Here is a 26,114-nt window from a genome sequence, read left to right on the forward strand (position 1 = left end):
GCCAAATCCATTTCCGTCGGTTTCAACCGACGGAACACGGGTCATGCAATCATTTCGCCTTCTTCAAAGCCTCCGTCGTCAACCAGTACTTCGCAATCATATTCGGTACTTCCCATTCCGGCAGCTTGCCTGCTTTGAGGAAGCCCATATAAGCATTCGCAACCTGTGCGAAGTGCGATTCGTGGCCTGTGTCGTATTTCGCAGGAATCGTAATTTCCCAGCCGGCAGCGATCTTCTTCAATTCAATACCAGGGTATTTGTCCTGAACCGGTTTGAATGCAGCTGCAACTGCGTCTTCATAAGCTTTGCTCTTGTCTTTGGTCTCGATGTAAAGCACAGGCTTATACTTCTGATCTTTGCCCTGACGTACGATCAGGTTGGATTTTGAACCTTTCATAATCGAGTAATGCGTGTCGCCGGTACCTTCGGGAGCCTGAAAATTCCATAGTACAGAAACTTTTGCGTGCACGCCTTTCAGCTTATAGGTCATTTCTCCATTTGAATACACATTCAAAATGGTATCCTTCACATCTTTTTTCAGGAAGTCAGGGAAAGTTTCGCTTTTGGTGACGAGCTTGAATTGCGATGGCGTCAACTGCGTGGCGGTACGTTTTGAGCTGAGCAGCTCCATGTCTTTCGCATAATCCAAAGCCACATCCGGGAATGCGCTCCATTGCACAAGGTCAACCAAATGCGTCGTCACGTCCACCATTCCTTCGCCCTGCTGTTTTACGTCGAAAAACCAGGTCGGGCGGACCAGCGGCTCGCCGGAAATGTATTTGAAATAATGGTGCACGCTTTCTTTCATCACTGCCGGATTTTCAGGTGTACCTTTTTGCAACTCACCAAAAATCTCAGGAACCGCAGCCAGCTCGCGCTGCAATGCATTTGTGATCTCATAACGCTCGGTCATGATATCATACAAAAGCACATTGTTCTTTTTCGCGCTCTCGAATGCCTCTTTCAATTTATCAAAACCAGCCGCGTCGATCGCCATTGGTTTGTCTGCAAGCACATTTAAGCCCGCGTCGACAGACTTTTTGATATAATCAGTTTTCTTCTGGTTGTTACCAGCCAAAACCACCACGTTGCCTTTCTTGTCGGACAGCATTTTGTCCATAAAATCGGTACCCGTGTACACTTCTTCTTTCCACCGGGTCGGATTTTCGGGCGCGGAATTGTATTTCTCCACTTTGTCGAGATATGCCTTCACATCGGGACCTTCGGTTGCATACACGTGCACTACCGAATCCACATCGTCATACATGGATTTCTGAACAAGCGCCGCGTGGAAGTGGCCGGGCTCCACCACGATCAGACTCAGCGGCTTTTTACCTTCCTCATCCTTTGCCTCTTCCTTATTCGAATTACATGCCTGGTTAAATGCCATTGCGCTTAATAAAGCGGTTGTCAAGAGTTGTTTTCTCATTTGAATGGGTTGATGTAACAGGTGCAAGATAGTTTCAAAACGAACTATGCCTGACTGTAAGACGAAATTTCTTTGAGCATCCCTGAACTCGCTTTATCGATAAAAAGAATTGCATTCGGGTGGTTGCGCAGGATCGTCGACGGGTACAATTCCTGAATATCTTCCTCAACGGTATGGGCAATCGCCTGCGCCTTTTTCTCTCCCGGAACAATGCAAAAAGCATATTTGGCCTTCATCAAAGTAGGGATCGTAAGCGTCAATGCAGTGGCAGGTACCTCATTGAACGTATCAAAACACGCGTCATTTACCTGCTGTTGGCGGCAAGCATCGTCAAGCTCCACCTGTTTTACAACCTGCGGATCATCAAAAAACGCCACATGCGGATCGTTGAATGCCAAATGCCCGTTTTCACCAATACCCAGACAAACAATATCGGTAGGGTTATCGAGCAGCAGCTGCGCATATCGCTTGCATTCCGCATCGAGGTCAGCTGCATTTCCGTCGAGGTAGTTAACCGATTTAAGCGGTTTGAAATCGAACAGACGTACTTTTAAAAAGTAGCCAAAGTTTTGCGGCGCATCGGCAGGGATACCTACATATTCGTCCATGTGAAATGCATTGATCTTTTCCCAGGCAATTCCTTCCTCTTCCTTCAATGCATCCAGGAATTCATTTTGAGAAGGCGCAGAGGCGAAAATGATGTTCAATGTATCTTTTGAGACCTGCAATTCCCTGATCTTGTCTGCTACTAAGCGAGCCGCATCAGTGCCCATTTCTTTTCTTGTATCAAAAATCTTTATTTCCAGATTGTCAACTTTCATCTCTCGTGTTGTTAATACTTATATAGCGTTATTGTAGATTACTTTTCCTTTCACGATGGTTTTTTGTACTGATATGTTTTGGTCAAAAATTACAATATCAGCATCTTTCCCAGCCACTAGGGAGCCTTTTCGCTGGTCCACTCCCATGATTCTTGCAGGTGTCAAACTCGCCATTCTCACTGCATCCAGCAGCGAAACATCCGCCATTTGAACCATCGTCCTGATCAGCCTGTCGGCTGTTGACACGCTTCCTGCAAACGAAGTACGGTCGGGCAGCTTGGCCACACCGTCTTCCACAATTACTTTCAACCCGTTTTTAAGCGAGCCCAGCGTACTTTCCCCTTCGGGCATTCCTGCGGCGCGCATGGCGTCGGTAATCAATGCAATGCGATCGGCTCCTTTGATTTTATAGATCAGCTTCAAAAGCGGCGCAGGTAAATGCACCCCGTCGGCGATAATTTCCACGTCCATATCCAGCAAAAAAGCGCTTTCAATGGTACCCGCGTACCTGAATGCATTCCGCCGCGTTACACCCGACATTGCTGAATATAGATGCGTGGCAAGCGTATAGCCATTTTCAAATGCATCCAAAACCTCCTCATAAATAGCGTCGGTATGCGCTACTGCGGCCAGAATGCCTTTTTGTCTTAATCTTTTACCAAAATCAATAGCCCCCGGCAACTCCGGCGCAGCACTCCACCGGGTAATGGAAGAAGAATAAGCCAGCACTTCTTCATATTCGGCAGGATCAGGATTGCGGATATAACGCGGATCCTGGGCGCCCCGCTGGCTCAATGCGAAATAGGGACCTTCCAAATGCATCCCGAGAAACTGCGCGCCGTTTGTATTCACTGCATTTGCTTTTTCATACAAATCCAGCGTTTCCAGCAAATCAGCCTTTTCACTTGTTAAAGTAGTGGGCACCATTGCTGTCGTGCCATATTTGGCATGCGTTTCAGCAATTCCTAAAAATGCTTCCACACTTCCATCCATAAAATCATGTCCGCCACCACCGTGAATGTGAATGTCGATGAAGCCAGGTGCGATGTAATGTCCGTTTGCGTCGATTACCTGCGCGTCAGGTACATGAATATCTCCCTGATGAATGCCAATGATTTTTCCTTCCTCTATTACCAGCGTACCGTTTTTGATATAGCGGTAAGGGGTGATTAGTGTGCCGTTTGTGATTTTTGTTTTCATTTCAAAATATTAGATTTTACCATCGGGCTTGCCCAACCACTTTGTCATGCTGAGCGCAGTCGAAGCAGAATGCAGGATGTCCTTAATACCAGAGCGGTCGCCTTTACCCTTCGACTGCGCTCAGGGTGACAAAAGCCGACAGCCGACTGCCGAAAGCCGACAGCATTTAGAAGCCCCACCTCCTCAACTTATGCCCCTTCACGGCATAAAACACCAGGTACAAATAACAAGGAATCAATACCCAATACGCCTGCCTTACGTCAAACTGATCGGCGAAGTAGCCGTAGAAGAGCGGCATGATTGCGTTTCCGCAGAGTCCCATGATCATGATTGAGGCACCTAGCTTAGTAAAGCGGCCCAGATCATCCAATGCAAGCGGCCAGATGCCTGCCCAAACCAGTGAGTTGGCTAAGCCAAGCAATACCACAAACCAGATCGAAATGTCGGTCTCGTGTCCGAGGAAGTTAACCTGCCCTTTTGTGAAAATAATAAGCAGGGAAAACACGGTACCCAGGATCGTGCAAATGCGTAATGCATTGACTTGACTGATGAATTTCGGAATAACCGTAATACCGATCAGGTACCCGCAGATCGTGCAGAACAAAGTGTAGGAAGGAAAAACCTTCGCTTCCAGTAAGTCAATGCCCATTGAATTGGCATAACCGATAATGGTGTCGATCGCGATTACCTGCGTGCCTACGTGCAGGAAAATCGCCAATGCACCCAGGATCAGGTGAGGGAACTGGAAAATGCTCGTTTTCCCCGCATTGGCAGTTGCTATCTCCTCACTCTCGTGTTCGGTATCGATCTCCGGCAGTGGCGATTTGAATACCAGGATACCCAGCACAAACAAGAACGTACCCAATGCGATATACGGATTGATCACGCGACGGATCAGCTCGTCCAGCGCGGCGCTTCTTTCAATGTCTGTCATTGAACTGAGCTGCGCGAAGAGGTCCGTGTCGGTCGGTTTCAGGATAACGGCTGCAAACACAATGGGCGACAAAATACCCGCTGCCTTGTTGCATATCCCCATGATACTGATCCGCTGGGCGGCTCTTTCCTTGGCGCCCAGAATGGTAATGTAAGGGTTTGCGGCAGTTTGCAGGATAGCCAGACCGATACCGATGGTAAAAAGACCAAGCAGGAATATCTCGTAAGTACGGGTCATGGCGGCGGGCACAAAAATGAATGCGCCCAAAGCCATCGACCAGAACCCGAACATCATACCCTTTTTAAAACCAACCTTCTTCAATAAAAATGAAGAAGGTACCGACATCACGAAATAGGCAATGTAGAATGCGAATGCGACGAGGTAAGCCTGAAAACTGGTGAGCTCGCAGGCGATTTTGAAATAAGGGATCAATATCGAATTGACCCAGGAAATGAATCCGAAAATGAAAAACATTACCCCGATCAGGAAAATGGAAATGGTCGTTTCCTGACGGGTAAGGTTCTCAACTTTTATTGCGGCTGTTGCTGTTTTCATATTTAAACCGTCGGTTCCCAGCCCTTCTGATATTCTCTCTTCCACAACTTCTCCGCCTCCTTATTGCCCTTGATATGCCCATTCGTAGGGTCCACATTCAGCACACCGCCGGAGCGTACCGCAATGTTTCCGAGCTGCGCGAGCAATGTGCTCTGGTGTCCGCCTACAATCTCGGCATTCAATGCAGTGCCTTTTTTGATACCGTCAAAGAAGTTCTGGATATGCAATGCGTCGAGTCCCTGTGACGGGTTCATCTTGTTAAGCGGGTCGATCACGAAGTCGTTCTTCGCTTCTTTCACCAGTTTGTTTTTAAGGTCGAAAATCTGGTAAGTATTGCCCTCGCCGATCTGCAGCGAGCCATTTTCACCGTAAAAGACAACCCCTACACTAGTCCCTTCATTGGTGCGGCCATTGCAGCTGCGGCCTTCCCACGACATCATGGTATTGTTTGCAAATTCAAGATTGATCACCTGCGTATCCGGTGTTTCCCAATCATCTTTGTAGCGGAATCGGCCGCCTGATGAGGTTACCCGCGTCGGGTATTCTACTTGCAAGCCCCAGCGCAGAAGATCGAGCATGTGGGTTCCATTGTTCAGGGCTTCGCCTGTTCCCCAGTTCCAGAACCAGTGCCAGTTGTAATGCACCACATTGTCTTTGTAAGCTTTGCGAGGTGCTGGTCCCTGCCATAAATCATAGTTTAGCCAGGATGGCACAGCTGTTTCTTTTCCAATGCCGATTGATGCGCGGTTATTGGTATACCAGCCTGTTCCATAATACACCCGGCCAATTACTCCGTCATGCAAAGACTTGATCGCAGCGGCTACATTGGGCCACGAGCGACGCTGGTTACCCATCTGAATTACATTCTTATACTTTTTCGCAGCCTGGATCAGCAACTCGCCTTCATGCGGATTGTGGCTGCATGGTTTTTCGAGGTACACGTGCTTGCCTGCTTTTGAGGCGAGTATCGCCGCTGGTGCGTGCCAGTGATCGGGGGCTGCCACTACCAGCGCGTCCATATCCTTGTTTTCAAGTGCCTTTCTGAAATCAGGAACATTCGCAGGCTTGTATTTGGCAATTCCTTCAACAGTACTGATCGCCTTTTCAGCAGCACGGGAGTCTACATCCGAAATGGATACGATCTCGCAATTGGGCTGCAAAGCGTAGTTCGAAGACAATGCGAGTCCGCGGCTGTTCACACCCATCATTCCTACGCGCACTTTCTCGTTTGCGCCGATAATTTTGGCATAGCTCTTAGGAGAAAAGCCTGGTAACACGCCGCCGAATGCAAGCGCCGCGCCTCCTGTAAGCGATTTCTTGATGAAATCTCTCCTGTTGTTGCCGCTTTCCTGGTTTCCCGAAGCAGCGTTGTTGTTATCGTTCAGATTGGTTGTCATTGGATATAGGTTTAAGATTTTAATTGCGTTGTCAGTTGGAAAAAAGCATTGGAATTGAAATCATACTGGTAATCAATGTACTTTGATCGTCGGTCAGGCAAATGGATTAGGGATCCTTACCAGATCCTGGATTGTTTTTCCATTGTGTTCAAACCGGGCAAGCGTATAAACATCGCCATTCGCGCCCACTGCAATCGAGTTCACGTAAGTAGGTCTTTCGCCATCTTCGTAAAACACGGGACCGTGGTCAATGTAAGTCTGTGAAGGAATATGGTAAGTGATCAGATGCAGGTTTTCCAGGCCCTTGGCAGCCCCTTTTGCAATTTGCTCTTCGCCTTTCAGCCGTTTTCCATCGACATAAATGGGGCCGCCTGTCAGGTAGTAGATCGTTTCCTGGTCCGGGCCAAGCTGAAAGCCGAGGTAACCGTAACTGAACTGATCAAACATCCCGCTCCTTTTGGAAGGTCCGGAAGTAATGCGTTCCACGATCTCGATCTGCTCCTTGCGCGGGTCAAACCGGAAGAGGTAACCCGAGTTTCCATGCACGCCGTAAGCTACTTTTTCAATCGGGTGCCAGAAGATCTTACGCCAGTTGTACGACATGCTGCCCGGACGTGTAGGATCGTATTTGCCAAAATAATCAAGGCGTAAATCCACATTCTGCAACTTCCGAACAGCGCCTACTTCCGGGTTGTATGTAAAAATATCACCTTCTGCCACTGAAAAATATACATCTGCCAGCTCGGCATCCACGAAAAGCGAGCGGCACAAGGAACGGAAATCGTCACCCGGTGTACCTGCCTCGCCATCTGCCGAAATCGGTCCGAGGTTTTTAAGCTTATTCTGATCTATATCATAATGAACAAAATTCCCGTGCGGCCACGTAATCCCGTATAAATGCCCACGCTCCCGGTCCATCGTCATCGAAACCATTCCCTCTCCGTTTGGCACGATTGCCAGATCTTCGAATGCGCCGGTTTTGAGATCGTACGAAAGAAAGTGGCCGCCTGGATAAAGCTGATAACCCGCCGGCGGTGTTTCAGGCAAGCGATCCATTCCGTCGATCAGCTGGTAAAAACCGACGTGTGTCGAGAAATACAGTTTGCCATTTCTTTCATAAAACCGCACGTGGCTTTTTCCCTGCGGAATCACTTTCAGCTCTTTTTCTCCGCACACTTCAGTCAGATCGGCGATAAACTGTGTCTCGTCAGTTTCCGGATCAAACACAAACATTTGTCCGCCGATTTCGTACTGATCCGACGAAAGGACGTAGTAAATCCTGCCGTCGCTTGCAGCCGAAATCGCATTGTACGTATCGTGAGCGCGATCAAAACCCGAATAATAGTGCCGGGCTGTAAGTGATCCTTTATGATCAAGCGCTTCAAATCGGAGGTGGTGGTGGGTATGGGTCACTGTTTAGTCTAATTTTTGATCACACGGGATTCAGGTTTGGTCACACCTGCTTCTTTGGCAAGGTTAACCATTCCGTTTAAAATCTTGATTTCTACATCGGAAGCCCAGGTGGCAGGCAGCCCGTACACAATTGCTGCCGCCTCTCCTTCATAGCCGCCTTCACGCAGGATGGTGGCACTCGGAATGTAGGTCATCACATCATTGGAGTAGCCCATCACGAAAGTGTCCTGGCCGAAAATCTTTTTCAGATTAATGGCATAATCAACCACCAGCTCGCCGCCCAGTGTCATGATCGCCTGGTCGCCCAGCTTCCATACCTGCAGGGGAAAAGGGTAGGAGGTTGTAAAAGGCTCTTTCTTCTCCATTTTTTCAAGCATCCGGTTCGCCCATTTCTGCTGATAACCTGTCGTATTTTTGGCCAATGCAGTAAATTGTTCTTTCGTAGGCGCAGTGGTAAGCGACAGCTCCACTTCCGAATAAGCAGTTGAGAGTTTTGGTTCGAGCGTTTTCATATCCTCGCTCAGCACGCGTTCCACCGCGGCTGCAAGCGTTTTTCCATATTGGATCGCGAGCGGCACGGTACGTCGCGGCAATGGGTTCTGGTCTGCGCCGGCGCCCTGGAAAAACAGCGCGGTAGTTCCGGGATATAGCTTTTCGAGCTCGATCTGCGCATAGCCAGGATAGTCTCCCGACCATTTATACAAATCCAGAACGGTAGGGTGGCAGGCGTAACCAAATGCAACTGCCAGCATTTTGCCTTTTGCATCAGTTACTTTCAGTACAGGTACAGCCGCGTCACCTGGCCCTGTGATCTCAGTCAGCCTTTCCAGCGTAGCTGCATTGTTATTTCTCCGGTTCACCTGAAAACGCGCCACGCCATTCTGTGACTGCAATGTAGCAGGCTGCAAAGCTTTCAATGCATTCCCCGCCAAAGTCACGATCTGGCTGACCAAGGCTGCGGTATAAGCATCAATTTTCTTTTGATCATCGGCCTGCAATGGATAAATGTCAGACAATGCACTTCCCAAAACCGGCCCTGAATGTGTATGCGAGCTGTTGAGGATGATCTGCGCTTTGGAGAGTTTGTATTTTGCAAAAAGCTGCGCGCGTATCTCGTCTGACATTGCTTTCGGGAAACCCAGCAAGTCGGAAGTGATCAGTACTGCCTGCTTTCCGTCTGCATCTTCCAGCGCCAGCGCTTTTGCCCACAAATCGTGCAGCTTACCTTCCGAAGCGTGCGTGCGGACAGCGAAACCCGCCATCCAAAGCGGACCTTCGGGCGTGATCACAACTTTGGACACACCTGCTTTCCATCCTTTGTTTTGGGCAAAAGCGAAGGTTTGCGCGAGTACCAGGAAAACCAGCAGCAATGCTCTCATTTCTTTGCAGCAGTTTTAATCTTATCGGCGTGGGCGTATACTTTTTCTATCGCCGACGAGATTGATTTCATATCCTCTTTTGTACCAAGCAGCATGTTTTGAGTAAACCAGACTGCCTCCTCGTTACAGATTTTGTCGTTCACCGGGCATTTGTTCCGCTCGTTGTATGCATTGATATCAAGCATTTCCTTCGAATACATTTTCCGGTAATTTTTCGAATCAAAGGTGTCTTTCAGGTAAGGCTGGGTGTTCAAAGTCGCGTAGCCGCTTGCGCAGGGTACCCCTTCCGAGCGGAGCGCGGTAAGGAACAAATCGCGCGACAGGTTTTTAAAACCTTCTTTTTTAAAACGGAATGGAAAAAGGTGGAATGCGCCGCGGTTTACATTGTCGTACAACTTATAAGGCACGATCCCGGGAATGTCTTTGATGAGCGATTTGAGGTATTCGGCATTTTCGTGGCGGAGCGTGGTTTGCGCGTCGAGCCTTTTCAATTGCGCGAGGCCGATCGCCGCCTGGTATTCGGTAAAGCGGAGTTTGGTGCCTTGCATAAGACTTCCCGCACTCACCGAGCCCACGGCAGTTCCGTACGCATTCCCGAAGTTGGTGTACGAAAAGCAGCGGTCCATAAACTGGTCATTATTGCTCACCACCGCACCGCCTTCACCGATCGGCAGGTTCTTCGAGTTCTGAAAGCTGAAACAGCCCGCATCCGCGATTGAACCTACTTTTTGATCCTTATATATAGCCAAATGTGCCTGGCAGGCATCTTCAATCACCATCAGCTTGTGCTTTTTGGCAATCGCCATAATCCGGTCCATATCAGCCGGCAAGCCGAGGATATGGACGGCGATGATCGCTTTGGTGCGCGGCGTTATTTTCGCTTCAATTTTCGCCGGGTCGATCTGAAAAGTTTCCGGGTCGATATCCACAAAAACGGGCATCGCACCATTTGACAAAACTGCTGAAACCGTCGCAATGAAAGTGTAGGGAGGCACAAGTACTTCGTCGCCTCCTTTGATATTCATTTGGTTCAAAGCAGTTACCAGCGCATTGGTCCCATTCACCACAGCCAGGCAGCGTTTCACGCCCAGCGCGGCTGCCCATTCTTTTTCAAATTGGGTAACCACCTGCGCCCGCGACCATACTCCGCTCCGCAGAACTTCAAGTACCTGCTTTTCGTCCGTTTCAGGGTTCCATTGCGGCCAGGTGGGCCACTTTTCGGCACTCCATGCTGCCGGTCCGCCGAGGATAGCCGGCTTTTGAGCTGCATTCGCCTTTATAGAAAATGCATCGGCAGCGCCTGTGGAAGCAAGCACAAGGCCGGCTCCGGCAAGGGAATTTTGTTTAATGAAGCTTCGCCTTGAAAGTTTGTTCAAAAACTGTTTCATGGGATTTCCGGGTTTAGGGTGACGGACTCGATGCTTACTTCTTGCGTGCTTTGGCCAGCACTGTTTCCAGCAATACACTTTTTCCGCCTTGCCTTTTACTCTCGTCGGCAGCTTCCATGAAGGCGAATATTTCAATCGTTTCTTCGGGTGTTACCGGCACTTCCCCGGTCTGGAAATACTTTATAATGTCTTTCAAAAGTGGTTCATAACCACCGTAGGGGCCGAGAACTTTGTTTCCATCCTGTGTGAATACGGTTGCGCCGTAATCGTGTTTTCCCGTGCGGGTACCGCGGAATGTTCCCGTGCGGCCATCGCCCCAGATACCTACTACAATATCCGTATTGGGAGTATTGACGCGGGTTACGCTCTTGCAGCCGGTGCCCATGACGGTGTATAGCGTCTCCACGCCGTGGATACCATACCAGTAGAAATCAGGGTGCGTTTTTTCGAGAACGGCCGGACTATACGTATCCGCCCCAAGTACTTTCGACTTGTCGATCGCTTCAATGCCTTTGATATACCGCAGGGATGAGGCAGAGAATATAGGTACTTTGTATTTTTTCGAGGCTTCAAAAATAGCGAGCGTGTCAGAAAGGGAAGCTGCTACCGGCTTGTCGATGAACATTCTTTTTCCCGACTTGAAAACTTCCAGCGCCTGCTGTAAATGCAGCCTTCCGTCGTTGGTTTCCAGAAGGATCACGTCAGTTTTGCTTAACAAATCCTGAATGGAATCGACGATCTCAACTCCCAGCTTTTTCACCTCTTCAATGTAACCGGGAATGCGTTTCGCGCTGGACTCGATTTCTTTGCTGCCGTAAGGATAGGCAGCCGCCACTTTGTAGCCTTCAAAAACCGGGTCGGGGGTAGCTGCATTGAGCGCCTTGGCAAACGCAATGCTGTGCGAGGTATCCAAACCGATGATACCAACCCGTTTGCCTTCTGCCGGCTTTGCTGAAAGTGGCATGTGGCCCAGCATGCCCAGACCTGCGCCTGCTGCTGCCGATTGTAAAATGAATGTTCTTCTGCTAAGCGAATGCATAGAGATTTTAGGAAAAGAGTTTAGGAATAGGATTAATGATGTAGTGCGATCGGGTACGTACCCGTAAATATACTAACATATTTGAATTTGCAAAATGATCAGTTTTGATAAAATGCGTGGTTCTCTTTAGTAATGATGTCAATAGGCATAAAATGCACCTTTTCGACAGGTGCGCCAAGTACCAGTTTTTGATAAAGCGCCATCAGTCCGCGGTAACCCTGCTCTTCGGGTTTGTGGCAGATCAGGAAATCAATCAGTCCTTCGTTCAGGTAATTGATATTTTCTTTCAAAAAGTCGTATCCGATCAGCGAAATATCGGTACGCTTGCTCTTCTTCAAAAAGGAGGCAACTGCAAAAACCCTGGAATTGGTAACGAAAATGGCTTCCAGATCTTCATGTTCATGCAAAATGCGCGTCAGTGCATTGGTAACTGACAGGTTATCCGTATCCGGGATATCGATCCGCACAATTTCGCAAGGCTGATCGTGGTCGCTGAAATAGGCGCGAAATCCTTTTTCGATCTGCAGGTAATTATAGTTGTCGATCTCTTTCGAAATATTGACGACCAGCACTTTGTGATTTTCTTTCAACCGGTAGGTCAGCAATTTGGCGCCTACGTAGCCGCTCTGGTACAAATGCGGACCAATGTAGCAAAGGTTATCCTGGCCCGGCAGATCGGAATCAATGAATGCGAGCGGGATCTTTTTTTCGTGACAAGCCTGAACAAACTCCTTTGATTCTTCAATAAAAGAAGGAGAGAGCAGCACGCCCTGGATATCTTCTTTCAATAGCTTGCGCGCCTGTTCCTCAAAAGAATTTTTATCATTCAGATCAAAAAAGAAATGCTGTATTTCAATTCCGTACTTCTTGATTTCTGCCTCAGCCCGCTTGATACCGCGCAGGGGAGCTTCCCAGAAATCGGTTTCGTCTGAAACGCGGGGTATGATTACGGCCAGTGTGATGATTTTACGGGAAGCCAGCCGGCTTGCCAGAATATTGGGTTGATAGTCAAGTTCCTTGATGATCTCGTTGATCTTCCGCTTGGTCTTTTCAGAAACGCCTGTCCGGTTGTGAATGACCCTGTCGACGGTCGCAATGGACACATTGGCCCGCCGTGCAATTTCCTTCACTCCGTAATAAGTAGTATCTTTTTTCATCGGGTATTAACAGGCATTTTTGCCCAATATAAAGCGCGTTTTCTCAAAAACAACAAAGAAGTGACCCTGGTATCAGGAAAGGCTGCACCTGAGCCGGTTATACTTTCGGTGCAGCCTCAATGTTTGTTACTCAATCGTTTCAAGCGGGGCGACATTCCTCTCCGCACCTTCATAACCTACATTCTGGTTGATCACGGCGAGGGTATTGGCTGTAATTACAATAGACGGAATGGGCCAGAGTACGTGGAATGGTGCAATAGAAGCTACATTTCCGATGTACGATACCTTTTTCTCGTAAAAATTATTGCGCGAGTAAACCCGGTCATAGAAATAGTTTTTTGAGCTGAAATTAGCCAGATCGTAGCCGCCTTTGTTCAGTTTTGCCATGATATAGGAAACGCGCACCAGCTCCGAGTGGCGCGGCTCTTCTGCAAAAAGCTCGCGGGCGCGTTCGTCAAAAATGAAATCTAGGGTAACCTGTCCGGCTGCAACAGGCAATGCATTGGCGCGTGCGCGGACCATATTCAGGTCGGCAGCAGCAGCGGCAAGGTTATTTTTCCAGAAATGCGCTTCTGCCCGCAACAGGTAAGTTTCCGCCAGTCTGAAAATGTACCAGTCGCCATTCCCGCCGAAAGGTGCGGCTTTGGGATCATCCTGGGGTACATAAGTAATGTAATGCGGCATCGCGTAAAGCGAATAGAATGTGTCCGCCAATACCGCCATATTCTGTGGTCTGATCGGTTTTCCGAAATCGACAGAAGCAGGATTGTTGTAAAGCAGCTCGTCCAGATCCACCCAGTTGATATTGGCGCGCCTCAGGTCAGTGGTATTTTTCCAGTTTGCATTGCCGAATTTCCACAGATCATATTGGTAAAATGGCGTAAGCCGCACGTTTCCATTGCCACGGCCCAGCGAATCGTACATCGGTCCGGAGGCTAGCGTACCCGCTTTTCCCTGACTATCCCGTACCACCGCATTCCACCACGCACTGTTGTAATGCCGCATGGTAAGCAACCCGGCCGACTTTGCTCCCGGAGGCGCTTCAAACCGGTCGACAATCGCAAGAATGGTCTCGGTGTTTTGTGTGCTGTTAAAGTTTTTAGGCCGGTGTAAATCCCAGATCACATTGCGCTTCGCATCACCTGCAGCTACGCCAAACCTGTTTTTCATCAAAGCATAAGGTCCGTTAATCACGCGTGTAGTTGCTTCGATCGCTTTATCAAACTGCATGTTCGACAGGTAAATCTTGGCCAATAAATGATCTCCTGCGCCTTTGGTAATTGCGCCCGGAGCGGCTGTTGCGGGCAAATGCTGTACTGCAAATTCCATATCCGACTGGATCTTGTTCAGGATCGCCCAGCGGCTGTGCGTTTTGAAATCCAGCTTCGCACCGATCAGCTCTTTACCGATAAACGGAACATCTCCGTACGTATTCACAAGCCGGTAGTACCAGTAAGCCCGGTGCCAGTAAGCTTCTGAGAGCAGCATATTACGGTCGGCTTCATTGGTCCATTTGATGTTATCAATTCTGGAAATCAGCACATTCGCATTCTTGATCGACGCATAAGCCGAGTTGAACATCGCCAGGAACTTGTAGTACCGGTCGGTGTTAGGGGTGAGTTTGTAAAAATCCAGCTGCACGCTCGCTGCACCCAGGTCGGAAGCTGCGAACTCGTTGATCAGGAAGTTGATCGCGCCGGTATTTTCATTTTTCAGATCCTTGCGCATCGTGATCAGCAGAGATTCAAAACCTGCTTTGTCGGTATACACATTTTCAGGGGTAAAAAACGAAAGCGGCTGAGGTTCAAGCCATTTTTCGGTGCAGGAAATTGTCACCACAAACAGCAGCAACAATGTAAATGTTATGTTTAAGATCCTTTTCATGATTTCAGATTTTGGGATTGCAATGCATTAAAGAGAAACCGAAACGCCGAATGTGTAAGTCCGCGGCATAGGCGAATACCCCGATTCAGGGTCCCAGCCGGGCCACTTGTCAAATGTGTACAGGTTGCGGACAGAAGCAAACAAGCGCGCATTGTTCAGCCGGATCTTCTCTGAAATACTTGAAGGAAGGTTATAGCCGAGCGACAAATCCTGAATTCTCACAAAAGAACGTGGCTTGTAAATCATCACGCCGCCGCCGAATGCATTCTCATTTACATTCAGGCGCGCATAATCGTTGATCGGATTGTCGGGTGTCCAGTAGGGGATAGCCCAGGTATTCCGGCGATCGTAAGTTTCGGAGCCGCGGTGCAATGCTTCTGCAAACGAACCAATATGGCCCAGATCAGCCCGCACGAATATGGAAGCAGTAAAGTATTTCAGGAAGTTGACGTCATTACGAAATCCAAGACGGAACCTCGGCCGCTCCCAGCCGATGAATTTCTTGTCTGACAAAGCCTCGTAAACTCCGTTGTTATTTACATCTTCCGCTTTGAAATCGCCGGGTTCCATTCTGTAAACTGCGGCTGCGTCTTTCTCGGCTGTCTGCCAGACTCCCTTGATATTATAGTTCCAAACGCGGTCGATTGCCTGTCCGGGAAACCATTCATTGGAATAATCCGGCAGCTCGCGGGTTACCTGTTTTCCGTCCACTTCCACCGTTTCATAGTCACCAAACAGTTCTTTGATCTTGTTCCGGTTCAATGAAAACACAAAACTCGACCGCCAGTTGAGTTTAGGTTTGCTCACGTTGACTGTATTGATCGTCATCTCAAAACCTCTGTTACCCAGCTTTCCTAAATTGGAAGTCACACTTTGAAAACCAGTGAGCTGAGGAAGCAGCCGGTTCATCAGCAAATCCGTCGTGGTCATATCGTAATATTCCGCACTTACATCCAGTCTGTTTTTGAACAAACTGATATCTGTACCGATGTTAATAGACTGCGTACGCTCCCAAACCAGATCGTGGTTAGCTAACGTACTGTTATATACGCCAACTTGTACGTTTGTTCCATCATAATATAAATTCTGGCTCATCTGCGCCAGTGCTGAGTAGGCACCGATTTCGCGGTTGCCATTCACACCCCACGAAACGCGTAGTTTCATCTGGCTCACCCAATCCAGCTGGAAGAAATCTTCTTCCGAAATCCGCCATGCCAATGCGGCGGCAGGGAATACTGCGCGGGGATTTTTGATACCAAAAGCAGAGTAACCATCGCGGCGGACCGAGCCTGTGAAAAGGTACTTATCGTTGAATGTGTAATTCAATCGCGCCATAACCGCGTCGCCGGTGATGATCGAGTCGGCATTCATCAGGGCAGGATTGGTACCGTATTGCAGTCCATTGAAGCCCAGGTTTTGATTCGGGACAAAAATTTCATTGCTGATCCGCGTATAGAATTTCCGGTTTTTCTCTGTGCTGTAAAGCATGGTTACGTCAAAGCTGTGCTTGCCGAACTGCTTGTTCCAATGCAAAAGGTTATCCAGGATAAATTCGTAATTGGAAGATTCCACGCGTGTTCCGTAACCTTTTGAATGGTCGTTTCCGCCTACAATCGTTTGTGCCGACCAGAAATTATAGTCTTTCAAAAACTGGAATCTCGGCTGATAGGAGATTTTATAATCAATACCAAAAGGCAGCTTGATTTTGGCAAACATACTGGCAAACAAGCTGTTGATCTTCCGGTATTTATCCTGACCATAATAATCGATCAGCGGATTGATACCTCCCGGATAATCGTGCGGGTACCAGTTGATATCGCCGGCAGCATTGAACTCCGATCCGTAGGGACTGGAGTTGAACATGCCTGATAGATTGGCAGGTACTGCACTTTCATCACGATCGGAAAACTGGGTGTTTACACCTACATTCAGCCAGTCAGTGATCGTGAAATCCACATTCAGGCGCGTTCTCAGGGCCGAAAATTTGTCGCCGATTATCACACCTTCATTGTTGGTGTAACCCAGCGAATAGTAGTAATTGAATTTTTCAGAACCGCCCGCTACGCTCAGATCGTAGTTCTGGCGAAATCCGGGCTGCATTACTTTGTTGTACCAGTCGGTTGTTCGGCCGGCTTTATAATTTTCGAGTTCGGTAGGGAAAAGTCTGAGCCTGCCCAGCCACTCGTCGGTATTGTCGGGCTGCGGGTTATTGCTCGCATTCCGCCATTGTTCCGTAGTCACGCCGGCGGGTAGTTGTTGTGGGTTAAAATAGTAGAAATCAGGATTTCCGGAGTTGGTTACGCGCAGGATATCCCTTCTGAAATCCAGGTAGCCTTTGGCGTCAAATGGTTTGAAATCATTTGCAACTTCCGTAATGCCCAGCTCACTCGAAAAGTTAATGGTCGTCTTCCCTTTGGTGCCTTTTTTGGTCGTGATCATCAAAACCCCCGCCGCTGCGCGTGCACCGAAAACTGCTGTTGAGCTCGCATCTTTGAGGATGTCAATGGTTTCAATGTCAGACGGATTAATGTCCCGGATACTTCCATTGAAAATCACCCCATCGAGCACGATCATCGGTTCAGTAGATGCATTCAGCGATTTCGGCCCGCGTATTTCCAGCGATCCCCCACCTGCTGCGGTGGTAGACTGATTGGCGTAAAAGCCGGCTACCGTACCTGTGAGCATATCCGTCAGCTGCGTCATCGACTGATTTTGATACGCTTCCTTATTCACCCGCATTACCGCGCCCGTCAGGTCGCTTTTCTTCATTGTTCCGTAACCCACTACCACCAGCTCTTCCAGATTGGTTAGCGAGGGTTGCAGGATCACGTCAATAGTCGACTGGCTTCCGACGGTAACCTCCTGCTTTTCATAACCTATAAACGAAAAAACGAGTACTGCTTCCCGGGCAGCAGCAATCTCGAAATTGCCTTCCGCGTCGGTGGTAACCCCTTTTTCTGTGCCTTTAATTACCACATTCACTCCAGGCAGACCGATCTGCGCTTGCTTATCAGTAACTTTTCCTTTCACAGGCACTTCGGTTTGAGCGAGGCAAAAGGCTGGTAACATACACACCGTGAACGCCCAGCAAGCAAAAACCTTCAAATAGTAGAGCTTTACTTCTTTCATGTAGGAAATGGGTTAAGAGTTTAGAAATAGTTTCGGGTACGTACACGCATTGACCTAATTGAATTCATCCTGGAAACCACCTGAAATGAAAAATGCAGCGGCTCTTGTTAGAACTTAATGTAAGCTTTTGATGGAAAAATATCGGGTACGTACCCGAAAGATAGAAAGTGTAAATCATAAATCCAAAGTGTGTTATTATATTTTGTTAAAAATCATTTTGGTAGAATAATGTTGTTCGATACACTGCGCAGACATAAAAAATTAAGTAAACAAAAGTCCACTAACTCAGTAGAGAACAGGATAATTTGATAAATTCCCGGATTACTCACCGCCATATCACTTTCGCTTTGACTTCTTTTCACAGGAATATGATGAAATTCAGTATTTTATCAGCACTCATCTTCTCCATTATATGGACACCAGCTACACTGAAAGCCCAGTCTCCGAAACCAGCCCGGCCGAATATTGTTTTTATACTGGCCGACGATCTGGGATATGGCGATGTAGGTTTTAATGGGCAAAAGCTGATCAAAACACCCAACATTGACAAGCTCGCCAGGGAGGGAATGATTTTCAGCCAGTTTTATGCAGGTACTTCTGTGTGCGCACCGTCGCGTTCTTCCCTGCTCACGGGTCAGCATACCGGTCATACTTACATTCGCGGCAATAAAAGTGTAGCACCCGAAGGCCAGTACCCGATCGCCGATTCGGTAACAACCATTGCCGAGGTGTTGAAAAAGGCGGGTTACATCACAGCTGCATTCGGGAAGTGGGGACTGGGGCCGGTAGGGTCGGAGGGGGAGCCGGGTAAGCAGGGATTTGATAAATTTTACGGCTATAACTGTCAGAGTCTCGCGCACCGCTACTATCCAGACCATTTGTGGGATAACAGCGAGAAAATCGTACTGGAGGCGAATAAGAACCTGATGTATGACAAGGACTATGCGCCGGATCTGATCCAGCGGCAGGCTTTGCAGTTTATGGACAAACAGCAGACAGGAAAGCCATTTTTCCTTTTCCTGCCGTACATACTTCCCCATGCCGAGCTGCTCGTGCCCGACGACAGTCTTTTTCAACAGTACAAGGGAAAGTTTGAGGAGAAATTTTACAGAGGCGCGGACTATGGTTCAAATGCAACTCCGGGCGGATATGCGTCTCAGGAGTATCCGCGGGCCACTTTTGCCGCAATGGTAGCCAGGCTGGATATGTACGTAGGGCAGGTGATGAGCAAGTTGAAAGAGAAAGGATTGGACAAGAATACGCTCGTAATTTTCACCAGTGATAACGGTCCGCACGTGGAAGGCGGCGCGGATCCTAAGTTCTTTGGCAGCAGCGGCGGGTTCAGGGGTGTGAAGCGCGATTTGTACGAAGGCGGAATTCGCGAACCTTTTGCGGCACGCTGGCCGGGTACCATCAAACCCGGCTCCAGAAGCGACTACATAGGTGCATTCTGGGACATATTACCCACGTTCGCAGCGCTGGCCAACACGCCCGCGCCTGCCCATATTGACGGGATCTCATTTACGGATGCATTAAAAGGCAAGCCCACCCAGAAAAAGCATGATTATCTGTATTGGGAATTCCACGAACAAGGCGGGCGGCAGGCTGTGCGGCAGGGCAACTGGAAGGCAGTCCGCCTGAAAGCAGCCGGAAACCCCGATGCATTGGTTGAACTTTACGACCTCTCCAAAGATCCTGCTGAAACAACCAACCTCACACCACAATTCCCCGAAAAAGCCAAGGAGCTCGGCCAGCTCATGAACCGCGCACACGTGACGTCGTTGGTATTTCCATTCGGGAGTCTGGCGACGAATTCGGAGAAATAGTTACCGTTTGTGCATTGTAAAAGGTTATTATAATTTCTTTTTGTAAAATCGAGGGTTAATTAATTTGCATTCGACAAACACTATGAAGGAAATGACACACACCAATTGGGCATCGGTAATTACTGCGGCATTGTCGGGAATTGGAGGAGGAGCAATGCTGGGAGGTTCCTTGTTTGGTTTTCCAGGCGCGGTGACTGGCGGACTGATCGGGGCATTTGTTTGCGGGCTTGCTGAGGTAAATACGGAAAAACGTCTGCGCAGGGAGCAAAACATGTGATTTGATGGAAGTTAACTGCCACATTTAGTATAAATTCAATGATCGATTTCCGTTTTAACTATCCCCTTACCAGTTCGCATCATGAACTTATGAAGGGCGTGCTGGCTGGTATTTCGGAGGAAATAAGCCTGCGGATGGTGCCGGTAGGAGGGGTGGGGGAAGACCGTGAAATTGGTGCCCGCTGGCTATCGCGTCCCGACCATATTATTGACGCTGAGAACATTCTGATTGCAGGTGGCGGGCACAATGCATTGACCTCTATTTTACTGGGCTTAAAATTTTCAGGAGAAGTTGTGGTGACTGACTCCATTACGTATAACGGATTTAGTGCGCTGGCCAGAATGCTCAATGTGCGGCTAATTCCTTGTGCCTTCGACAGTGAAGGTATGTTGCCAGATGCATTGGAAAACATCTGTATTCAGGTTGGTGCGAAGGCGGTTTACCTGATGCCGACTGTTCATAATCCTTTGTGCATTACCATGCCGGAGAATAGGCGAAGGGAAATTGTGGAAGTGGCAAGAAAGTATGATTTGATGCTGATTGACGATGATGCCTACGGGTTCCTTGAGGTGCAATCGCCCCCTAATTTTGAGCAACTGGCACCTGAAAGAAGTTTTTACATTTACAGTTTCGCCAAACCACTGGCAGCCGGGCTCAAATGCTCCTACATTATCTCACCGCCTAAATGGCAAAGCAATATTGTAGAGGGCATACGTTTATCCGGCAGCGGCGCGCCTGCATTGACGACAACATTGGTTGGACGGTTGATTAATACTGGCGTTGCCAATCGAATTATCCAGGAAAAACGTGTTGAAGGCGCTTTCAGGCAAAAGATCGTAAGCGAAATACTGACCGGATTGCCATACATTTCTCAGGAAAACAGCTTCCATCTTTGGGTCCCGCTTTCTCTCAAAACGGATGTCGCCCTGTTTGAAGGTGAGTTGAAAAACGTCGGCGTTGAGGTCGTGACCAGCCTGGCATATCAGGTTGAAAACAATCCGAAAAACAATGGTTTTCGGATTGCGCTGGGCAATGTTGAAAACCATTCTGAGATACGCACCGGGTTAAAGATTATATCCGATATTCTCAGAAAGCCTTAACCAGCTAAATCAACCCCAACCCCGCCGCCAGCTTAATCAGCGAAGCCGTATTTGATACTTCGAATTTCATTAACAGGTTCTGCCGGTGGGTGTTTACGGTGGTGACACTTACGAAGAGTTGCTCGGCGATTTGAGGGTTGGTGAGTCCCTCCGCGATGAGCAGCAAAACTTCCTTTTCTCTTCTGGTTAAAAAAGGTATCGTTTTCGAGGGAGCAGGTGAAGATGCCTGGTCGAAATTGACATTCATGAAATAGCCACCCGCCTGCACCTGCCGGATCGCTTCAAGGATTTCTTCTTTACCCGAACTCTTGATCAGATAACCCGATGCGCCATTCTGGATCATCCGCGATACATACGACCGTTCATTGAATGTGCTCAATGCGAGTGTCTTCACTGACGGGAACTGCTCTTTGATTTTCTTGCAAAGCTCTATCCCACTGATATCGGGCAGACTGATATCCAGAAATGCAATATCAACCTCATTGGTCTTCAAAAATGCAATCGCTTCAATTGCATTCGAGGCGGTACCTGCCACCAGAATGCCTTCGCAATCCGCCAGCAGCGATTTTAAACCTTCCAGTACCAGCGGGTGGTCGTCGACGATCAGTATCTTAACACTCATAATAGCTGTTTAGTAATCTTTCAGACCTCAATTTCAACCAAAATAGAAGTACCCTCGTCAGGTGCAGACTGGATATCCAGTTTTCCATTCAAATAGTCCACCCGCGCCTGCACATTCCGCATTCCGGCACCCTTATTCTGGTCAAGCTTGCTGACATCAAAGCCTTTTCCATTGTCTTCCACCGTCAAACTGACCCGGTTATCGACTTTGGTGAGCTGTACCTGAACTTCGGTCGCTTCTGCATATTTAAGCACATTATTGAGCAGCTCCTGCACGATCCTGTACAAAACGATTTCCACGGAAGAGTCGAGCCGCTTCTCGAAACCGAAATGCTGCATGCTCACCAGCAGCTTACCCGAGGCGCTTATCCCGTCGCAAAAGTCGCTCAATGCATCAATGAGCCCGAAATGCACCAGTGTTTCGGGCATCATACTATGGGCAACGCGGCGCATTTCGCTGATCGCCCCGTCCAGTTGGTTCAGTGCCCGGGTGAACGTCAGCGCGCTCTCTTCGGGCAGGATTACATTTCCTTTCACGGAGTTGAGTGTTAATTTAATACCTGATAATAGCCCGCCGAGCCCGTCGTGTAAGTCCCGCGCCACACGTGTGCGTTCCTCTTCCTGACCTTTCAAAATAGAATTGGTAGCCACCAGCTGCTTTTCCTGCTGCAACTGCAATACTTCCTGCTCGGCAATGCGTTTTCTAATTGTAATGTTACGGTACACCAATACTGAAATACTCACCAGCACAACGAGCCCCGCCGCCAATCCGTAAATCAGCGTGTTGCGCGTTTGTTTTTCCTTTTCCAATGTAAGTATCTGCTTTTCCTTTTGTGCTGTGAGGTACTTCGCGTCAAGTTCCTGCAGTTGCTTTTGAATGTCTGTTCCCTGAATGGAATCGTTGAGTACCACGTATTTCATCAGGTAATCGTAAGCAGCTTTATGTTTGTTCTGCCGGCTCAGGTCTGTCGCATAATCTTCATAGAGCTCGATCAGGTGGTCGGTCATTTCATTTGCTTCGGCAATCTTCAATGCTTCTTCGGTGTACCTGGCTGACAATGCGGTATCCTTATAGTCTTCCGCCACAAACATCAGTGCGCGCAGGCATTCCATTTCAAGAAATACATTGCCTGTTTCTCTTGCCAATGCCAGTCCTTTTTCACCATATTCCCGCGCCTTTTGTAGGTTTTTAAAACCTCTGTTGGCGCGGCACAAACCTGCATAAGCCTGTATAACAAAAATATCCGAGCCTTTTTTCTGCGCAATAACAAGTCCCTCATTGAAATGGACAGTCGCCTCTTTGAATTTCTTTAAATTGAGATAGCATGTGCCCAGCGTAGTCAATATATCTGCAAGTTGCAGGCTGTCCTTCATTGGCCGGGCAAGTTCCAGTGCCCTCTTTTTGTATCCCAATGATTTTTCAAAAAGGTTAGCGTGTTCAAATGCAGCCCCGATGTTGACGTAAAGTCTAGGCAGATAGTCTTTCCGGCCCAGCTTGTCAAACTGGTCTGCCGACTGCTGGTAATATTTGATCGCCTCCGTAAAATTGCCCATGTAGGTATGGCTAGCCGCTACATTAGCCAGCGCTTTTCCCACATTCAGCGGGTTCTTCATTTCCCTCGCAATGGTCAGGCTTTCTTTGTTCAGCTTCAATGCCTGCTCAAACTTCCCCTGCAGGTTTAGAATGTAAGTATAATAAGTCCTGAACTTGAACTTGCCGGCCGGGTAAGCCAGTTTGTCACTCAATGTCCCGGCTTTTAAATAGTACTTCGCTGCACTGTCCAGATTTTGGTTTTCGAGGTATTGACCATAATCAATGTAGGTGAGCACCATGCTGGTGTCCTGCTTTCCAGCCTGCAAGCGTCGCCGGATGGATTGAACATCCGAATCCTGCGCAGAAACACGGAAGCAGATCAGCAATAACAGCAGCGCCTGAACAAAAAACTTCATATTGCCGGAGGATGGATCGACAGGATTTTACAGGAAGCAAAATTCTGAAATAAAACGATTTAGAAATATCCTCTAAAAGCATGATTTTTCAAAAATCGTGTTTTTAGAGGATTGATTTGGAAGAACACAAGGGGGTACCTTTGTTTTGTCAAGAGGCACAGCAATGTCCTTGGTAGATTACAAATTAGCCATGAAAAAGAGCCTTGTGCCGGATGTTATTGCCGGGTACGGGGGTAAAATGAAGAGCCCGGCCCGGTCGCTTTGCAGCTTACAACCCTGCACTGGACCGGGCCGGACTGTTTTTTATCAGCTCCGGACGCTTGTATTTTTGAAGTGGTACTGTGGGTATATATCCTTTGGTGCCGTCTTCCAGCGTCACGCGGTAACCTTTCGCCATTTCTCCAATGATCCTCACAACCGTATTGGCCGGCAATGTGCTGATCTGGCTTGTTTTGTCAAATTGCGGAGAATAGAACAGGTTTGCCTTCTTTTTTAATGTAACTGTATCACCAAACCATTTAGACGTCTCAGGCAGGCCGGACAGCTTTTCTTTCCTGTCGTTGATAAATGGAAGTGGGTTAACAGCGCCCTGCCCACGCAAGTAGATCCCAAAATGCAGATGCGGCGCGGTTGTGATTGCATTGCCTGTATTTCCTACGAGCCCGAGCGTATCGCCCAGGGTAACGCGCTGTCCGCTCGACACAAGCTGGCTATCAAGGTGTGCATAATAGAGCGAGTAGGGACTTGACAAAGTCGATAGAAACACCACTTTTCCGCCCAGATTGTTGGTCCCGGTTTGTGTTACAAAACCAGCCTGCGCTGCCACCACGGGCGTACCGCGTTTTGCCCGGATATCGACTCCCTCGTGTGACCTGATGCCACCATCGCGGTCGGCACCCCAGAAACTGATCAGAGCTGACATGTTGTGACCCGCAACCGGAAAGCTCAGTGACGGCAGGGTGGTCAGTGAGAGTGTAACCGACAGCTTTTCATTGAGGCCCGTTTGCAGGCGAAGCAAGAGGGTATCCTGTTCGTAGTTGGTATAGGTGAGTGATTGTCCGTCTTTGTTCAGGTAGTCGAGCCGCTGCGTTTTTCCATTGCTTTTGATTTTATAGAGTTCAAGAAACAGGTGCGCAGTTGTGTCTGCGTCCTCACGGAGCGGGGTAATGACGAGTTTTCTTCCTTCGGGTATTTTAAGCCGGATTGCCTGTGCAGGAACCGAATCGCCGAGGTAGAAACGTTCCTGATAAGGCGCGAGCGAAAATACGGAATCGGATAAAACTTTCTCGCCGACGCGAAACCAGGTTTGTCCTGCGGGTGTCTTTTCAAGCTTGGCTTTCAGCAGGTCACGTTCGTAAAATTCTTGTGGAGTCACCGGAAACCAATGCGAAACGGGCACAGGCTTGCAGGAAGCGAGCAGCGCTAAAAGCAATGCGATCAGTGACAGTTGTTGCAAATGTTTCATGACTTAGGACTTCGTTTTAACCGGCTACTAACAAATCCATGCCTGTTACGTCTGATATTTTGTAGAAGAGGGGTATTTAGGACAAAAAATTCTATATTACGTGCAACTTCAACCTATTAGCCGCTAAAAACATGATACAGTTAGGCCTCTTGATCACACACAAACATCGTTTATTGAGTGTTGCTGCTATTCTGGATGTTTTTGAATCAGTTAACAACTTTTGCGAAAGCGAAGGAGCACCTCCGTTTTTTAACATCACGCTCTTTTCACCCGAAAATCAATCCGGGCAATTTTACGGAGCCTACAACATGGAACCGATCGCAGGTGCTCCCAAACAGGACTTGATCCTTGTGCCTGCATTCGGTGCCGGCGACCTGAAATCTTCTCTCGCGATCAATCAAATGTGCATTCCCTGGCTGCACGAGCAGTATAAGCAGGGTACTGAGCTGGCCAGTTTCTGTACGGGCGCATTTTTGCTGGCAGCGGCGGGCTTGCTGAACGGGCGGCAGGCAACTACCCACATTGATTCAGCGCAGGCACTCGCATCGAATTTTCCGGATGTGATTATGAAGAGTGACGCAGTAGTGACCGAAGATCGGGGGATATATACCAGCGGCGGCGCCACGAGCAGCTTCCATTTAATGCTATACCTGATCCAGCGTTTCTGCGGAAAGGAAATCACGTTGCGCACAGCCAAAATGTTCGCGATTGATATGGACCGGGAACAGCAAACCTACTTCGGCACATTTACCCCGCCCCAAAATCACGGCGACGGGCTCGTAAATATGGCGCAGCAAAAGATAGAGAAAGCATATCAGGAAGGAAGTACGATTGAAACCCTGATCCAGGATATTCCAGCGAGCCGCCGCAATGTAGTGCGCAGGTTCAAGCAGGCAATCGGAGTAACACCCATTGAATATCTGCAGCGCACCAGGATAGAAGCTGCCAAGAAACTACTCGCGCAAACCGACCAGAGCGTACTGGAAGTAATGCTCAATTCGGGCTACAACGATCTTAAATCGTTTCGTCAGCTATTCAAGAAAAGTACTGGTGTTACACCCAAAGAGTACAGAGATAAATTTAACATTGCCCGGCTGGAAAGCGGCGCCCGACTCGACCGCAGGATGAGCGGCGTGGCGTAAAAAAGAAG

General features: G+C 48.5%; 19 protein-coding genes. 4 read left to right on the top strand and 15 right to left on the bottom strand.

Annotation, left to right across the window (positions count from 1 at the left end; all coding sequences use genetic code 11):
- Positions 1 to 49: 49 nt before the first annotated feature.
- The 12 genes from ASG33_RS03515 to ASG33_RS03570 form a co-directional block, all read right to left on the bottom strand.
- Positions 50 to 1,429 (bottom strand): putative oxidoreductase C-terminal domain-containing protein, encoded by a 1,380-nt coding sequence (locus ASG33_RS03515; RefSeq protein ID WP_056280359.1) that lies wholly within the window; start codon positions 1,427 to 1,429, stop codon positions 50 to 52.
- 44 nt (positions 1,430 to 1,473) lie between these two features.
- Complete coding sequence (locus ASG33_RS03520; RefSeq protein ID WP_056280362.1) at positions 1,474 to 2,250, bottom strand: glucosamine-6-phosphate deaminase; 777 nt, start codon at positions 2,248 to 2,250, stop codon at positions 1,474 to 1,476.
- A gap of 18 nt (positions 2,251 to 2,268) precedes the next feature.
- A complete protein-coding gene (gene nagA / locus ASG33_RS03525; RefSeq protein ID WP_056280364.1) occupies positions 2,269 to 3,450 on the bottom strand; it encodes an N-acetylglucosamine-6-phosphate deacetylase in 1,182 nt (393 codons plus the stop codon).
- 166 nt (positions 3,451 to 3,616) lie between these two features.
- The gene (locus ASG33_RS03530) at positions 3,617 to 4,939 is read right to left on the bottom strand and encodes a sugar MFS transporter (RefSeq protein ID WP_056280367.1); all 1,323 of its coding nucleotides are present in this window, start codon (positions 4,937 to 4,939) and stop codon (positions 3,617 to 3,619) included.
- Positions 4,940 to 4,941: 2 nt separating this feature from the next.
- Complete coding sequence (locus ASG33_RS03535) at positions 4,942 to 6,336, bottom strand: Gfo/Idh/MocA family oxidoreductase (RefSeq protein ID WP_056280368.1); 1,395 nt, start codon at positions 6,334 to 6,336, stop codon at positions 4,942 to 4,944.
- Positions 6,337 to 6,429: 93 nt separating this feature from the next.
- Positions 6,430 to 7,749: a hypothetical protein gene (locus tag ASG33_RS03540; RefSeq protein ID WP_056280372.1), complete on the bottom strand. Its 1,320-nt coding sequence runs from the start codon at positions 7,747 to 7,749 to the stop codon at positions 6,430 to 6,432.
- A gap of 8 nt (positions 7,750 to 7,757) precedes the next feature.
- A complete protein-coding gene (locus tag ASG33_RS03545; protein ID WP_056280375.1) occupies positions 7,758 to 9,128 on the bottom strand; it encodes a neutral/alkaline non-lysosomal ceramidase N-terminal domain-containing protein in 1,371 nt (456 codons plus the stop codon).
- Positions 9,125 to 10,516: a DegT/DnrJ/EryC1/StrS aminotransferase family protein gene (locus ASG33_RS03550; RefSeq protein ID WP_056280378.1), complete on the bottom strand. Its 1,392-nt coding sequence runs from the start codon at positions 10,514 to 10,516 to the stop codon at positions 9,125 to 9,127. The genes ASG33_RS03545 and ASG33_RS03550 overlap by 4 nt, the downstream gene beginning before the upstream one ends.
- 34 nt (positions 10,517 to 10,550) lie before the next feature.
- A complete protein-coding gene (locus tag ASG33_RS03555; protein WP_056280381.1) occupies positions 10,551 to 11,555 on the bottom strand; it encodes a Gfo/Idh/MocA family protein in 1,005 nt (334 codons plus the stop codon).
- Between the two features lie 98 nt (positions 11,556 to 11,653).
- Positions 11,654 to 12,712, bottom strand: a complete 1,059-nt coding sequence (locus tag ASG33_RS03560) for a LacI family DNA-binding transcriptional regulator (RefSeq protein WP_056280384.1) — start codon at positions 12,710 to 12,712, stop codon at positions 11,654 to 11,656.
- A 126-nt stretch (positions 12,713 to 12,838) separates the two neighbouring features.
- A complete protein-coding gene (locus tag ASG33_RS03565; RefSeq protein WP_056280387.1) occupies positions 12,839 to 14,596 on the bottom strand; it encodes a RagB/SusD family nutrient uptake outer membrane protein in 1,758 nt (585 codons plus the stop codon).
- Positions 14,597 to 14,623: 27 nt separating this feature from the next.
- Positions 14,624 to 17,725, bottom strand: coding sequence for a SusC/RagA family TonB-linked outer membrane protein (locus tag ASG33_RS03570; RefSeq protein ID WP_229238549.1), 3,102 nt, complete (start codon positions 17,723 to 17,725; stop codon positions 14,624 to 14,626).
- A 371-nt stretch (positions 17,726 to 18,096) separates the two neighbouring features.
- Here ASG33_RS03570 and ASG33_RS03575 point away from each other — a divergent pair, with 371 nt between their 5' ends.
- From ASG33_RS03575 to ASG33_RS03585, 3 genes are all read left to right on the top strand, one after another.
- Positions 18,097 to 19,551: an arylsulfatase gene (locus ASG33_RS03575; RefSeq protein ID WP_409012507.1), complete on the top strand. Its 1,455-nt coding sequence runs from the start codon at positions 18,097 to 18,099 to the stop codon at positions 19,549 to 19,551.
- 91 nt (positions 19,552 to 19,642) lie between these two features.
- Positions 19,643 to 19,828: a hypothetical protein gene (locus tag ASG33_RS03580; RefSeq protein ID WP_157474551.1), complete on the top strand. Its 186-nt coding sequence runs from the start codon at positions 19,643 to 19,645 to the stop codon at positions 19,826 to 19,828.
- 38 nt (positions 19,829 to 19,866) lie between these two features.
- On the top strand, positions 19,867 to 20,928 hold the full coding sequence (locus tag ASG33_RS03585) for a PLP-dependent aminotransferase family protein (protein WP_056280393.1): 1,062 nt from the start codon (positions 19,867 to 19,869) through the stop codon (positions 20,926 to 20,928).
- Between the two features lie 4 nt (positions 20,929 to 20,932).
- On the opposite strand, the gene ASG33_RS03590 is transcribed toward ASG33_RS03585, so the two are convergent.
- From ASG33_RS03590 to ASG33_RS03600, 3 genes are all read right to left on the bottom strand, one after another.
- Entirely contained in the window at positions 20,933 to 21,550 is a 618-nt protein-coding gene (locus tag ASG33_RS03590; RefSeq protein ID WP_056280395.1) for a response regulator transcription factor, read from the bottom strand.
- 20 nt (positions 21,551 to 21,570) lie between these two features.
- Positions 21,571 to 23,499, bottom strand: a complete 1,929-nt coding sequence (locus ASG33_RS03595; protein ID WP_056280399.1) for a sensor histidine kinase — start codon at positions 23,497 to 23,499, stop codon at positions 21,571 to 21,573.
- Positions 23,500 to 23,767: 268 nt separating this feature from the next.
- Positions 23,768 to 24,964 (bottom strand): M23 family metallopeptidase, encoded by a 1,197-nt coding sequence (locus ASG33_RS03600; RefSeq protein WP_056280402.1) that lies wholly within the window; start codon positions 24,962 to 24,964, stop codon positions 23,768 to 23,770.
- Between the two features lie 131 nt (positions 24,965 to 25,095).
- Between ASG33_RS03600 and ASG33_RS03605 the strand changes: the two genes are divergently transcribed.
- Positions 25,096 to 26,106: a GlxA family transcriptional regulator gene (locus ASG33_RS03605; protein ID WP_056280405.1), complete on the top strand. Its 1,011-nt coding sequence runs from the start codon at positions 25,096 to 25,098 to the stop codon at positions 26,104 to 26,106.
- The last annotated feature ends 8 nt before the right edge of the window (positions 26,107 to 26,114 follow it).

The organism is Dyadobacter sp. Leaf189, assembly GCF_001424405.1.
Taxonomy (GTDB): domain Bacteria; phylum Bacteroidota; class Bacteroidia; order Cytophagales; family Spirosomataceae; genus Dyadobacter.

Bases quoted from the DNA above. Each gene is read 5' to 3' on its own strand.
- ASG33_RS03580 (WP_157474551.1), top strand. From the start codon at position 19,643: ATGACACACACCAATTGGGCATCGGTAATTACTGCGGCATTGTCGGGA.
- ASG33_RS03595 (WP_056280399.1), bottom strand. From the start codon at position 23,499: ATGAAGTTTTTTGTTCAGGCGCTGCTGTTATTGCTGATCTGCTTCCGT.
- ASG33_RS03530 (WP_056280367.1), bottom strand. From the start codon at position 4,939: ATGAAAACAGCAACAGCCGCAATAAAAGTTGAGAACCTTACCCGTCAG.
- ASG33_RS03585 (WP_056280393.1), top strand. From the start codon at position 19,867: ATGATCGATTTCCGTTTTAACTATCCCCTTACCAGTTCGCATCATGAA.
- ASG33_RS03560 (WP_056280384.1), bottom strand. From the start codon at position 12,712: ATGAAAAAAGATACTACTTATTACGGAGTGAAGGAAATTGCACGGCGG.
- ASG33_RS03550 (WP_056280378.1), bottom strand. From the start codon at position 10,516: ATGAAACAGTTTTTGAACAAACTTTCAAGGCGAAGCTTCATTAAACAA.
- ASG33_RS03600 (WP_056280402.1), bottom strand. From the start codon at position 24,964: ATGAAACATTTGCAACAACTGTCACTGATCGCATTGCTTTTAGCGCTG.
- ASG33_RS03605 (WP_056280405.1), top strand. From the start codon at position 25,096: ATGATACAGTTAGGCCTCTTGATCACACACAAACATCGTTTATTGAGT.
- ASG33_RS03565 (WP_056280387.1), bottom strand. From the start codon at position 14,596: ATGAAAAGGATCTTAAACATAACATTTACATTGTTGCTGCTGTTTGTG.
- ASG33_RS03515 (WP_056280359.1), bottom strand. From the start codon at position 1,429: ATGAGAAAACAACTCTTGACAACCGCTTTATTAAGCGCAATGGCATTT.
- ASG33_RS03545 (WP_056280375.1), bottom strand. From the start codon at position 9,128: ATGAGAGCATTGCTGCTGGTTTTCCTGGTACTCGCGCAAACCTTCGCT.
- nagA (WP_056280364.1), bottom strand. From the start codon at position 3,450: ATGAAAACAAAAATCACAAACGGCACACTAATCACCCCTTACCGCTAT.
- ASG33_RS03555 (WP_056280381.1), bottom strand. From the start codon at position 11,555: ATGCATTCGCTTAGCAGAAGAACATTCATTTTACAATCGGCAGCAGCA.
- ASG33_RS03575 (WP_409012507.1), top strand. From the start codon at position 18,097: ATGAAATTCAGTATTTTATCAGCACTCATCTTCTCCATTATATGGACA.
- ASG33_RS03535 (WP_056280368.1), bottom strand. From the start codon at position 6,336: ATGACAACCAATCTGAACGATAACAACAACGCTGCTTCGGGAAACCAG.
- ASG33_RS03520 (WP_056280362.1), bottom strand. From the start codon at position 2,250: ATGAAAGTTGACAATCTGGAAATAAAGATTTTTGATACAAGAAAAGAA.
- ASG33_RS03570 (WP_229238549.1), bottom strand. From the start codon at position 17,725: ATGAAAGAAGTAAAGCTCTACTATTTGAAGGTTTTTGCTTGCTGGGCG.
- ASG33_RS03590 (WP_056280395.1), bottom strand. From the start codon at position 21,550: ATGAGTGTTAAGATACTGATCGTCGACGACCACCCGCTGGTACTGGAA.